Source organism: Moorena sp. SIO4G3, assembly GCF_010692305.1.
Classification (GTDB): Bacteria; Cyanobacteriota; Cyanobacteriia; order Cyanobacteriales; family Coleofasciculaceae; genus Moorena; species Moorena producens_A.
In genome coordinates this window covers 900-13,975 of sequence record NZ_JAAHIG010000070.1, presented here as the reverse complement: position 1 = coordinate 13,975, position 13,076 = coordinate 900, and the positions used below count along the sequence as shown (strand labels likewise).

At 43.1% G+C, this 13,076-nt stretch carries 7 protein-coding genes; 3 read left to right on the top strand and 4 right to left on the bottom strand.

Going from position 1 to position 13,076, the window contains the following annotated elements:
• Positions 1-11: 11 nt before the first annotated feature.
• Together F6J99_RS15050 and F6J99_RS15045 are read left to right on the top strand one after the other, a co-directional pair.
• The gene (locus tag F6J99_RS15050) at positions 12-4,979 is read left to right on the top strand and encodes a type I polyketide synthase (RefSeq protein ID WP_293113630.1); all 4,968 of its coding nucleotides are present in this window, start codon (positions 12-14) and stop codon (positions 4,977-4,979) included.
• The gene (locus F6J99_RS15045) at positions 4,969-7,389 is read left to right on the top strand and encodes a thioesterase domain-containing protein (protein ID WP_293113629.1); all 2,421 of its coding nucleotides are present in this window, start codon (positions 4,969-4,971) and stop codon (positions 7,387-7,389) included. Before F6J99_RS15050 ends, F6J99_RS15045 begins: the two co-directional genes overlap by 11 nt.
• A gap of 335 nt (positions 7,390-7,724) precedes the next feature.
• Here the strand turns inward: F6J99_RS15045 and F6J99_RS15040 are convergent, their stop codons facing one another.
• The 3 genes from F6J99_RS15040 to F6J99_RS15030 all read right to left on the bottom strand — a co-directional run bounded on the left by F6J99_RS15040 (position 7,725) and on the right by F6J99_RS15030 (position 10,954).
• Positions 7,725-7,850: a hypothetical protein gene (locus tag F6J99_RS15040; RefSeq protein WP_293113628.1), complete on the bottom strand. Its 126-nt coding sequence runs from the start codon at positions 7,848-7,850 to the stop codon at positions 7,725-7,727.
• A gap of 102 nt (positions 7,851-7,952) precedes the next feature.
• A complete protein-coding gene (locus F6J99_RS15035) occupies positions 7,953-10,553 on the bottom strand; it encodes a PhnD/SsuA/transferrin family substrate-binding protein (protein WP_293113627.1) in 2,601 nt (866 codons plus the stop codon).
• Between the two features lie 92 nt (positions 10,554-10,645).
• Positions 10,646-10,954 carry a hypothetical protein gene (locus F6J99_RS15030; RefSeq protein ID WP_293113626.1) on the bottom strand — a complete coding sequence of 103 codons (309 nt, stop codon included), beginning with the start codon at positions 10,952-10,954 and terminating at the stop codon, positions 10,646-10,648.
• Positions 10,955-11,274: 320 nt separating this feature from the next.
• On the opposite strand from F6J99_RS15030, the gene F6J99_RS15025 reads away from it, so the two are divergent.
• A complete protein-coding gene (locus F6J99_RS15025) occupies positions 11,275-11,514 on the top strand; it encodes a hypothetical protein (RefSeq protein ID WP_293113625.1) in 240 nt (79 codons plus the stop codon).
• A 170-nt stretch (positions 11,515-11,684) separates the two neighbouring features.
• On the opposite strand, the gene F6J99_RS15020 is transcribed toward F6J99_RS15025, so the two are convergent.
• The coding region (locus F6J99_RS15020; protein ID WP_293113624.1) for an ATP-binding protein at positions 11,685-13,076 on the bottom strand (1,392 nt) is incomplete at its 5' end.

Sequence of the window (13,076 nt, the reverse complement as noted above, 5' to 3'; positions counted from 1 at the left end):
TATTAATTACAATGATTACCACAAATAGTATTGATGATTCAGCCATCGCCATCATTGGCATCTCTGGTCGCTTTCCCCAGGCTAAAGACATTGATATTTTCTGGAAAAATTTACAAGAGGGTGTGGAGTCTATTGACTTTTTCTCTGAACAAGAATTATTGCAGGAAGGGATCGACCCTACCTTGTTAAAGAAACCGAATTATGTTAAAGCAGGAACTGTAGCTTCAGATATCGATCTCTTTGATGCTAATTTCTTTGGCTATAATCCTAGAGAAGCTGAAATTATCGATCCACAACAACGCTTATTTCTAGAATCTGCGGTTGAAGCACTAGAAGTTGCTGGTTATGACTCACAAACTTATTCGGGTGCTATAGGAGTTTATGCTGGTCTGAGTGAAAACAGTTACGCCCGCAACAATATCTATCCCCATCTAGAAAATTCAGAACCAGGAAACGCTTATCAATTTCTTCTGGGGAATGGTCATGATTTCTTATCAACGCGGGTTTCTTACAAACTAAATTTAACCGGACCGAGTATTACAGTTCAAACTGCTTGTTCCACTTCCTTAGTTGCCGTTCATCTAGCTTGCCAAAGCTTACTCACTGGTGAATGCGATATGGCTTTAGCAGGTGGTGTTTCCATTCACGTTCCTCAAAAAACAGGTTATTTATATCAAGAGGGAATGATTATGTCTCCTGATGGACATTGCCGAACTTTTGATGCTAAAGCTAAGGGGACTTTAGGTGGTAATGGCTTGGGTATTGTGGTCTTGAAAAGATTAGAAGATGCGATCGCAGATGGCGACTACATCTATGCCCAGATTAAAGGTTCTGCTATCAACAACGACGGTTCGTCAAAAGTTGGCTACACTGCTCCTAGTGTAGAAGGTCAAGCAGCAGTGATTTCTGAAGCCCAGTCAATAGCTGGGATTAACCCGGAAACAATTACTTATATAGAAGCTCATGGAACTGCAACTCCCCTAGGAGACCCCATTGAAATTGCAGCTTTAACCAAAGTGTTTCGAGGGACTACCGAAAAAAAAGGTTTTTGTGGTATTGGTTCGGTAAAGAGCAATATGGGGCATCTAGATGCAGCAGCAGGAGTTGCTGGCTTGATCAAAACTGTTTTATCCCTCAAACACAAGAAAATACCACCAAGCCTGAATTTTGAAACACCGAACCCCACCATTGACTTTGCTAATAGCCCTTTCTACGTTAATACTACTCTCTCGGAGTGGAACACCAATGGAACACCTCGTCGGGCCGGAGTAAGTTCTTTTGGTATTGGTGGTACAAATGCTCATGTAGTTCTTGAAGAAGCTCCCACTTTAGAACCATCCTCAACATCTCGACCCTGGCAGTTGTTGATGCTTTCTGCTAAAACAAATTCAGCCTTAGAAACGGCAACGACTAACCTCGCAGCACACTTAAAACAGCATCCAGACATTAACCTTGCAGATGTTGCCTATACTCTGCAAGTAGGTCGTACAGCCTTCGAGCATCGCCGAATGTTAGTCTGCCAAGATATAAATGATGCCCTCAAAGCACTTTCCACTCCGGAACTCCAACCATTTTTAACTAACTACAAAGAGCCTACTGAACGACCTGTAGTGTTCATGTTTTCTGGTCAGGGTTCCCAATATGTCAATATGGCGCAGGGACTATACCAGACAGAACCAACCTTTCGCGCTCAGGTAGATATTTGTTCAGAATTACTTATTCCCCACTTAGGAATTGACCTACGCTCCATCCTTTATCCCAACCAAGAAGAGGCTCAAGCAAAAGCATCAGAACTTAAACAAACTGCGATCGCTCAGTCAGCACTATTTGTAGTTTCCTATGCTTTAGCCGTTTTATGGCAAGAGTGGGGCGTGTCTCCTCAAGCAATGATTGGACACAGCATTGGTGAATATGTGGCAGCTACTCTTGCTGGTGTATTTTCCTTGGAAGATGCTCTCGCTTTGGTGGCGAAACGGGGACAATTGATGCAGCAACAGCCACCAGGAGCAATGCTAGCTGTATCTCTCTCAGAACACCAGTGCCAAAATTTTCTAAATCATCAACTTTCCCTGGCTGCTATTAACGGGTTATCCCAATGTGTCATTTCTGGTCCAACAGAGGCGATCGATACTTTGCAGCAGCAGTTATCAGAAGAAAAGGTAGAGTCTCGTCGTCTCCATACTTCCCATGCTTTTCATTCTCAGATGATGGAGTCAGTTTTAGAGCCATTCATAGAGCATGTTAAACAAATACCGTTGCATCCTCCACAAATTCCTTATATTTCCAATGTTACAGGCACTTGGATTACAGCAGAGCAAGCAACAGATCCCAACTATTGGGCGAAACATCTACGTCAACCGGTACGCTTTGCTGAAGGTATACAGCATTTTTTGCGCAATCGTTCCCAAATCTTATTGGAAGTCGGACCAGGACGGACATTGAGTAGTTTAGCTAAACGGCATCCAGATAAAGCAGACGAGCAGATTTTACTAACTTCAGTACGCCATCCGCAAGAAAAGCGCTCTGATCTAGATTTCTTGCTCCACACATTGGGTCAACTTTGGTTAGCTGGGGTACGGGTAGATTGGGAAGGATTTTACAACCATCAAAAACGTTACCGCATTCCCTTACCTACTTATCCTTTCGAGCGCCAGCGTTACTGGATTGGTGATGGAAAAACTCCAAAGCAGAATGTACAACCGAAGCCATCCAGACTTGAGAAAAAAACAGATCTGGCAGACTGGTTTTATATTCCATCTTGGAAACGCTCTAATATTAATAATACTAAGCCTATTATCCCCACTACGCATCTCGTGTTTGCTGATGAGTTTGGGTTGGGTGACAAAATAGTGCAAAAAATGGAAAGGGATGGTCAGAATGTTATTACAGTCAGAGTCGGGACGGAGTTTAAAAAACTAAGCGATCGCCTCTATAATCTTAATCCTGAACAAGAGGATGACTATCACGCCTTATGTCAAGAACTGCATGAACGGGACGAGTACCCAAAAACTATCCTTCATTTATGGAGTGTTGCCCCTAAGAGTAAGGATAAATCAGAAATTGAGTGGGTGGAAAAGTCACAAAATCTAGGCTTTTACAGCTTGTTGTTCCTTGCCAAGGCACTGGGAAGACAGCAGATTAGTGGCGAATTGCTGCTAGGGGTAGTGACCAACAATATGCAGAAAATTGGCGACGAAGCTTTATTAAACCCAGAGCAAGCAACTGTAACAGGACCAATTATAACTATCGGGCAAGAATATCCTAATATAATTTGTAGGGGTATTGATGTGGTGCTTCCAGACCGTGGAACTCCAGAGGAAGAAATACTGATAGAGCAAATCGGATTGGAATTGGCGATCGAGCAATCGGAGAAAATTGTTGCCTACCGAATGAGCGATCGCTGGGTGCAAACCTACGAGCCAGTTAGATTAGAGGAAAAGGGCAAAGCCACCCCACGATTAAAACCACAAGGAGTTTATCTAATTACAGGTGGACTCGGAGGCATTGGTCTTACTCTAGCTGAACATTTGGCAAAGGCAGTACAAGCAAAACTGATTCTCATAGGGCGATCGCCATTTCCTCCAAAAGACGAGTGGAAAAAATGGCTAGCTACGAGTGATGAAAGGGATGCCACAAGCAAAAAGATTCAGAAATTGCAGAATATCGAAGCTCTTGGTGCCGAAGTTTTAATTATCAGTGCCGATGTTACCAACCCAGAACAAATGCAAGCTGCTATCACTCAGTCAAAGGAGCGATTTGGTTCAATTAATGGTGTCATCCATTCCGCTGGAGTTCCTGGTGGAGGCGCGATCGCTCGAAAAACAAGGGAAAGAGCAGCAAGCATTCTAGAACCTAAAGTAAAGGGGACTGTGGTTCTGGATGCTATTTTCCAAGATGTTCAACTGGATTTCTTTGTTCTGTGTTCGTCACTCAATTCGATGATGGGTGTATTTGGGCAGATAGACTACTGTGGAGCAAATGCCTTTATGGACGCTTTCGCTCAGTATAAAAGTGCAAAAGATGGCATGCTTACTGTAGCGATAAACTGGGATGGTTGGCAAGAAGTTGGGATGGCAGCAGAAGCAGCCAAGCAAAGATCAGAGACTATGAGTATTACCAAAACCCCTCAAGACAAAGAAGTAGCGCATCCTTTATTCGACAAATGTATTATCGGAGAAGGGCAAGAGATATATATTTCATACTTTAGCGTTCTTAAGCACTGGGTTCTGAACGAACACAAGGTCATGGATAAGCCAACACTTCCAGGAACAACCTACCTAGAAATGGCAAGAGCTGCTTTTGCACCCCATGCCAATAACAAAACCATTGAATTGAGGGAAGTATATTTTCTCAGACCCTTGATAGTAGAAGATGATGCAGAAGTAGAAGTTCGCACTATTCTAAAGCAAAAGAGGAATTGGTTTGAATTTGTGATTATGAGCAAGTCCGACCTGGAACCAGAGCAATGGCTCGAACATTGCAGAGGAGAAATTGCTGGTATAGATGCAGAACCGGAGACAGAATATGACATCAAAAAGATCGAGCAAGAATGCAATGAACAAGATATAATTATTACCGAGAAAGAATTGAGCGCTCGAAAAGGATTGATAAAAGTTGGTCCCAGATGGCAAAATATTAAACAAGTGAAACTTGGAAAAAATAGTGGGTTTGCCAGACTGGAGTTACCGGCAGAATTTGCTGCCGATCTCAATAATTATGAGCTACATCCAGCCTTATTGGATGCAGCTACAGGTTTCGCTGCTGGGAAAAACCAAGGAGCTTATCTGCCATTCTTTTATAAAAAACTGAGCCTCGAAAAACCTTTGTCTGCAAAGATATATAGCTATATGATATCTGCAGATAATCAAGAGTCCAGAAGGGAAACCATAAAATTCAATATTGTGATTTTTGATGAGGCGGGAACCGCTCTAGTTAAAATTGAAGAATATACTCTTAGGAGGATAGATGATGAATCTTGAAGAACTGAAAAAAACACCTCAGGTTTCTGAAAGCGATAACTTCTGTTTGGAGATCGTATCTCCAGGTTTGTTAGATACCCTAACATTCAAATCAGCATCACGCCAGAAACCTGGTCTAGGTGAAGTGGAAATTGAGGTTGGTGCCACTGGTCTAAACTTCAAGGAAGTACTTATAGCACTAGGGGTGTTGCCCGTTCCACCCAATACATCTGTAAAGTTCGGTTTGGAGTGTGCTGGCAAGATTGTTGCCAAGGGAGAAGGAGTTTCCGAGTTGGAAATAGGAGACGAAGTGATTGCTTTTGCCCCTTCCTGTTTTAGCGCATTTACAACAGTTTCCGCCTCATCAGTAGCTCCCAAACCAAATGGTATGAGTTTAGAAGAAGCAGCAACTATTCCCATAGCTTTTATGACAGCCTACTATGCCCTAATCGAATTGGGTAGACTAGGCCAGAATGAAAAGGTGCTGATTCATGCAGCAGCAGGTGGTGTTGGTATGGCTGCCGTACAAATTGCCCAGATGATAGGAGCAGACATCTTCGCCACGGCTGGAAACGCCGAAAAACGAGATTTTCTGCGTTCTCTTGGTATAGAAAAGATAATGGATTCAAGGTCTCTGAGTTTTGCCGATGAACTCATGAAATTTACAGGGGGCAGGGGCGTGGATGTTGTGTTAAACTCCTTAGCAGGAGAATTCATCCCCAAAAGCCTTTCGATTCTAGCCCCATTTGGACGCTTTCTGGAAATTGGCAAGCGGGATATCTATGAAAACAGCCAGTTAAATTTACAGCTTTTTGAGAAGGGTATATCTTTCTTTGTTATCAACCTAGGGACTGAATCACCTAACTTCAATTCCATGTTGCGGGAAGTTGTAAAAAACTTCCAAGATGGGAATTTAACTCCTCTTCCCCTGAAGATATTCCCAATTCCTGAAGTAGCTACCGCTTTTGAATACATGGCGCGAGCCAAGCATATTGGGAAAATTGTGGTTTCTCTACAGGATAAAGAAGAAGTAAGGGGGCTGATTGCATCTAGTTCGACCCGAAAGCACCCCAAACCTGTAGATTTTGGTCTAGTTCAAAGAGATTTACAAAATAAAAAATTATTATCATCTGACCATAATCTCGGATTATTACCTACAGAAGGCATAGAGGTGTTCGACCGCATTCTCGGGAGCGGACTACCTCAAGTTCTTGTATCGACACAAGATTTACTGTCTCGCCTAGAACAAAGCAGTATGAGCACATTTCTGAGTTCTTTGGAAGAAACAGAACATAAATATCTACCGAAACAAGTACATCCACGACCGCAACTGAGTAACGCTTATGTAGCTCCCCGCAATGAGCTGGAAAGGCAGATTGCCCAGAGGTGGGAAAAATTATTAGGAATAGAGCATGTAGGCATTTACGATGATTTCTTTGATTTGGGAGGAGACTCCCTACTAGCAGTTCAGCTAATTGCTGCTTTAAAGGAAAATATTCAAATGGAGTTATCTGTTAATAACCTACTAGATCATCCCACCATAGCCGGGTTTCTTGAATCAATTGCACTCACCTCTGCTTCTGAAAAACCACCAACGGCGCTTCCCTCCTATCTAGTTAAAATTCAGGCAGGAAACAATAATAAACAGCCTTTTTTCTTAGCCCATCCCATTGGAGGACAAGTGTACTTCTATCGGGATTTAGTTAGTTGTATGGAATCAGAGCGACCAGTTTACGGATTCCAATCACTTGATTTAGATGAAAAAGATGAAAAAACTGAATTACTTACCAATGTTGAGAAGATGGCGGCTGAATATATCAAAGCAATGCGCTTTATTCAGCAGAATGGTCCATATTTTATCGGAGGTGCTTCCTTTGGAGGTATGATTGCTTTCGAGATGGCACAGCAACTACATGCGGAAGGTGAAAAGGTAGCAGTGCTTGCCATGATCGATACCCCCGGTCCCGGTGAAATGGGCCTGAAATTAGAAAATGAAACAGCGATCGCCACTTATATTATTGAAAGCCTATTGGAGTTAGACAAAAATTTTATTTCTCTCAACTCCATGCCAGAGCAGGGCAATGCTGAAGAACAAGTAATATATGCTTTGGAGCAAGCAAAGATTGCTAACCTAGTGCCCAATGATTTTCAGATCCAGACAACTCGCAACATAATTCGAATCTTCAAGGCGAACATGGAGGCAATGTGGAACTACAGGCCACGTATATATCCTGGAAAAATCATTTTTTTCCGTGCCCAAGACAGACGTGAAAAATATGACCCCGAACATCCAGAATACTCCTGGATGGATCTAGCTGCTTCCGGGATAGAGATCTACCCGGTTGGTGGCAACCATATTACAATGAATTATGACCCCCACGTTCAAGTTATAGCAGAAAAAATTAAACTATACCTTGAACAGAATAATTAGCGGTTGTTGTACCATAGGCGAGATAGTATTGGACTAAGGTTAATGAGAATGCTCTACTGCATCTTCTACGTTTCTTGACCAACAATGGTTTGGTTGAATCCGATCAGGAAGGGAAATACCAATTAACTTCTGATTCTTATGTTACTCGTCCGGTGTCAACTCCAAGAGCAAACCCAATGACACAGCAGTTTTACTATTGGATTGCATGGTAACAACTGGGTCAAAACGATGTATTTTGTGCCAGAACTAATTCGAGAATTACTTCGTTTTTATCGCCACAAATTGCCCGATAATTTCAGAGGTATGAGGACTGAAAGCCTGATACAGTCTGCCTTCTAGGACGACTTATCGCCCCCCCAGGGCAAGGAGTCAGATGAGTCTCCAACACAGTCTGGTAGAATTTTTCGCGTAGCGTGACCGTTCGCGTAGCGTGGCCTAAAGGCCAAAAGGCCAGGAAACATATTTGCTTTGGGGAGGCTACAGAGACTTCCCGTTTTTTTTGGCAAAAGGTTACCTTAAACCATTATTATCTCTAGTTTACAGCTCTCTTGTCACCCCTTGAGTTAATCGACATACTCTTCGATAAACTTCCTAAGTTCCTTCACCTTAAACTCCTTAGCGAATTTATAAATAACCTTAGCAAAGGGTACAAATTTAGCATCTAATACTTCCAGCTTTTCAGCTTCTTGTCTGATGTCAAACACACTACCTCTCTTAGCAAAGTCATAAAGTAGGATTAGGAGATCAGATGGGGGAGGCACAATGGCATCTAGCTGGATTTCTTCAGATGCAGCATCTGTTATAGTTTCTGGTTTTGGTATGAAGTCTTCATACACCCATTCCAGTTGCAAATGCTGTTTTAATTTTTTCAGTAATTCGGCTACGTCCACTGGTTTGGGAATAAAATCATCGCAGCCTGCCTTCGAACTCTGTTCCTGGTCTAACTCATAAACACTGGCAGATGAAGCAATAATCAACAGATCTTTCAATTGATCTAATGAGCGCAGACGTCGCATCATTTCCAAGCCATCCATCACCGGCATCACCAAGTCAGTAATAATTAGATCAGGGTTACATTCTGTGGCTTTTTCCAAACCCTCAACCCCATTACTGGCCTCCAACAGTTCAAATCCCAGAGGTTGTAAAACATTCACAATTACAGAGCGATTCTCCCATTTGTCATCTACTACTAAGATTTTCCGTGCTTTCCCCTGACAACCTATAATAGTTTTGGTGGAGGCTTGCTTACTGTCAATCACAGCTGTAGCAATCGGTAACTCTAACTCGATCGAGAAAAGGCTACCTTGGCCATAAGTACTCTCAACATTGATAGCACTTCCCATCAAATTGATAATTGTTTTGCTAATCGCTAATCCAAGCCCAGTGCCTTGTTCACGATGCTCAACATCCCCCACCTGTTCAAAGGGCAAAAAGATTTTTTCCAGTTGTTCTGGGGTCATCCCAATGCCAGTATCTTTAATTATAAATTTAAGTTTGACTAGGGGGTATTGGATAGTAGTAATTGCTTGGTGGTTACTGATAACGTCTACCTTAAAGGTGACTCCGCCATGGTCAGTAAACTTAATAGAATTTCCCAAAAGATTAATCAGAACTTGTCGCAATCGTTTGGGATCAGCCAGGATACCCTCTGGGAGATGGGATGAGGGTTGATAACTAAAAGCAATCTCTTTTTGCTGGGCTTTGACGCGACACATTTCTACAACTTCCATCAGAAAGGACGGCAAATGAACTTCTGTCGGAAACAGTTCCATTTTCCGAGCTTCGATTTTGGATAAGTCTAAAATGTCATTAATCAGATGGAGTAGATAGTTGCCACACTTATAAATAAGGTTGATCTGGTCTTTTTGTTTAGCAGTTATCTGTGGATCCCGTTGTAGAATTTGGGCGTAACCCAAAACGCCATTGAGGGGAGTACGCAATTCATGACTCATATTCGCCAGGAATTCACTTTTGGCGTGATTAGCCTGATCAGCCGCTTCTTTAGCTGCTTTGAACTCAACTGTACGTTCGGAGACCCGGATTTCGAGTAAAGCATTGGCTTTTCGCAGTTCTGCTTCGATTCGCCTACGGCCAGCCAGATAAACTAGACCATAGCTAAATCCAAAACAGGAAACACCAGCAAATAAGAGCCAATAGCGGTAGTGATGGATGACTTGACCCAGAGTCACGTTTCCCCAATCTTCGTAGGGACGAACCCGCAGATTCCGTAAGGTTTCGTGACAAGCTTGGTAGTTGGCGGGGATAGTCCAGCCCTGATAACGACCAGCTTTGGCGGCTGGGTGCTCAGAAGGCATTGTTATTAATGCGATCGCAACCTCTTCCGCTAACTCCATTGGGGTATGGGGTAGTGTAGAAAAGGGCCATTCTGGATAAAGTTTAGTACTCAGAGCAAAAGGGAAAGTGTCCTGATATTGAGTTTGCTGATTGAGGATCACAAAGTCATCTCGATTAATTTTGCCCTCCTGTGCCATACGTTCGAGGGTATCAGTGCGGACAGTGCCAGCATCGACAATACCATCACGAACAGCGTAGACCACGGCGTCATGGCTACCACCAAAGTGGAGCGCTGGAAAGTCACGGTAGGGGTTAACTCCAGCTTCTAACAGAGTTTCCCATGCCATTTGCCAGCCCCCAAAGGCAATTTCACTGACGGCCATAAAGGTTTTGCCCCGTAAATCCCTTAAATCCTGGATATCATTGCGATCCGCATGACGCAGGATAACCGCTCCAAATTGGGTGTAAGGCTGGCCTAGGCGTAGATTTTTTAGGGTGGCAATTCGTCGTGCCCCATAAATCCATTCCAACTCTACATACATTCCAGGGTTAGGCAACACAAAGTCCACCTCCTGGTTAGCTATTATTTCTTCGATGGTGTCAAACCCTAGTGGTACAAGTTGGAAGACATAGCCGGAAATGGTTTCACTGAGATAGTCTAGGGTCGGTTGCCATTTTTTTTTGGTATGGTCAACACCCCGAATTGCCATCACTCCCACCTTAACAATCTTTACCTGTGAAGTCGTTATTTGTCCTGTTCCATCTACAGATTTCTGAGCAAGAGTAATCCCTGGGGCAGCCGATGGTATTAGTGATAATCCCATGCCTAGAATCAGGCTGGATTTAATTAAGAAGTAAAGACGACTCATAGTATAGCAGTTTTCAATTATGTGAGGTACGAATTTTTGGGGAGTAGGGAGTAGGGAGTAGGGAGTAGGGAGTAGCTTTCAGGGGTAGGTTTTTAAGATAAAGGGCTGAGGAGAGAACAGGGATACTTGGAGAAAAATCGGGAAAAAATTGACCAATCGGTAAGGGAAGATGATTGAGTAGAGCAGCTTGAATAACGCTTCATGCCCCGACGAAAACAGCTCAAAACCCGGGGATTCGCTGTACTGCTGTCAGAGTTTGGACTCTCGAGAGGGGTTGCCGGTAACTGTTCTGAGTCGTTGGAGCATAGATCAGCATCAGATTCCCCTCCAACACTGACAACCCACAAGGTGGCAATCGCAATCGCCAACCAATGACGCTCAGCGCGTTGGGGGTCAGTCATTTTAGTCTGGTGCCATTGCCAACCTCCCCGGCAACATATCAATGAACTTACACTCAATCGGTGAACCCATTCGATACCATCATTCTTCCCCAAGGGGACTCCCGTTATAGTCGTGTTAACCAGCGTCTGGCACTGCCAGTAAGACAAGCGCGGGAGACGGGGCGCATAAAGTGCGGACGCAGGTTCCGCACACGGCCCCTTAGGAATTGGGGACTGAAAATGTTGCGTATCATTGAAAATTTGTGCTTTGCTAGAACAAAAATATATTATTGTGCTGTGCTCAAGAGAGTACCAGTTTGTTCGCAAGCTGAAAAGCCTCTATGCATCAAGGGCTAAAACTATCGATTTTTCCAGGGGTGGCCATCCATTCAACACCCATTGCAGGAGCCTTTTTGGTAGTCTTGATTCTTCTTCATCGCTGTGTTTCCGTAGCAGCTCTTCGAGAGTATCGCGTTTTTGTCCAGTTTATTAAAAACCTACCCTTGAAAGAGTGTGGGGAGATGGCCAGATGGGGAGATGGCGGAGATTTTTATAAGGGTAATTATCCTGACATGATATAAGAATTAAATTCGCCACGGGTCGCACCTAATGTACATAATAGTTTTTCCCTCTTGCCTCTTGCCTCTTGCCTCTTGCCTCTTGCCTCTTGCCTCTTGCCTCTTGCCTCTTGCCTCTTGCCTCTTGCCTCTTGCCTTTTTACTATTTTAAATTCCACCAATTATAATTATAATTAATCGATATACTCTTCGATAAACTTCCTAATATCCTTCACCTTAAACTCCTTAGCGAATTTATAAATAATCTTAGCAAATGGAACAAATTTAGCATCTAATTGTTCTAGCTTTTCAGCTTCTTGTTTGATGTCAAACACACTACCTCTCTTAGCAAAGTCATAAAGTAGGATTAGGAGATCAGATGGGGGAGGCACAATGGCATCTAGCTGGATTTCTTCAGCTCCAGCATCTGTTATAGTTTCTGGTTTTGGCATGAAGTCTTCATACACCCATTCCAGTTGCAAATGCTGTTTTAATTTTTCCAGTAATTCGGCTACGTCCACTGGTTTGGGAATAAAATCATCGCAGCCTGCCTTCGAACTCTGTTGCTTGTCTAACTCATAAACACTGGCAGATGAAGCAATAATCAACAGATCTTTCAATTGATCTAATGAGCGCAGACGTCGCATCATTTCCAAGCCATCCATCACCGGCATCACCAAGTCAGTAATAATTAGATCAGGGTTACATTCTGTGGCTTTTTCCAAACCCTCAACCCCATTACTGGCCTCCAACAGTTCAAATCCCAGAGGTTGTAAAACATTCACAATTACAGAGCGATTCTCCCATTTGTCATCTACTACTAAGATTTTCCGTGCTTTCCCCTGACAACCTATAATAGTTTTGGTGGAGGCTTGCTTACTGTCAATCACAGCTGTAGCAATCGGTAACTCTAACTCGATCGAGAAAAGGCTACCTTGGCCATAAGTACTCTCAACATTGATAGCACTTCCCATCAAATTGATAATTGTTTTGCTAATCGCTAATCCAAGCCCAGTGCCTTGTTCACGATGCTCAACATCCCCCACCTGTTCAAAGGGCAAAAAGATTTTTTCCAGTTGTTCTGGGGTCATCCCAATGCCAGTATCTTTAATTATAAATTTAAGTTTGACTAGGGGGTATTGGATAGTAGTAATTGCTTGGTGGTTACTGATAACGTCTACCTTAAAGGTGACTCCGCCATGGTCAGTAAACTTAATAGAATTTCCCAAAAGATTAATCAGAACTTGTCGCAATCGTTTGGGATCAGCCAGGATACCCTCTGGGAGATGGGATGAGGGTTGATAACTAAAAGCAATCTCTTTTTGCTGGGCTTTGACGCGACACATTTCTACAACTTCCATCAGAAAGGACGGCAAATGAACTTCTGTCGGAAACAGTTCCATTTTCCGAGCTTCGATTTTGGATAAGTCTAAAATGTCATTAATCAGATGGAGTAGATAGTTGCCACACTTATAAATAAGGTTGATCTGGTCTTTTTGTTTAGCAGTTATCTGTGGATCCCGTTGTAGAATTTGGGCGTAACCCAAAACGCCATTGAGGGGAGTACGCAATTCATGACTCATATT

Bases quoted from the DNA above. Each gene is read 5' to 3' on its own strand.
- F6J99_RS15050 (WP_293113630.1), top strand. From the start codon at position 12: ATGATTACCACAAATAGTATTGATGATTCAGCCATCGCCATCATTGGC.
- F6J99_RS15045 (WP_293113629.1), top strand. From the start codon at position 4,969: ATGAATCTTGAAGAACTGAAAAAAACACCTCAGGTTTCTGAAAGCGAT.
- F6J99_RS15040 (WP_293113628.1), bottom strand. From the start codon at position 7,850: ATGTTTCCTGGCCTTTTGGCCTTTAGGCCACGCTACGCGAACGGTCAC.
- F6J99_RS15035 (WP_293113627.1), bottom strand. From the start codon at position 10,553: ATGAGTCGTCTTTACTTCTTAATTAAATCCAGCCTGATTCTAGGCATG.
- F6J99_RS15030 (WP_293113626.1), bottom strand. From the start codon at position 10,954: ATGACTGACCCCCAACGCGCTGAGCGTCATTGGTTGGCGATTGCGATT.
- F6J99_RS15025 (WP_293113625.1), top strand. From the start codon at position 11,275: ATGCATCAAGGGCTAAAACTATCGATTTTTCCAGGGGTGGCCATCCAT.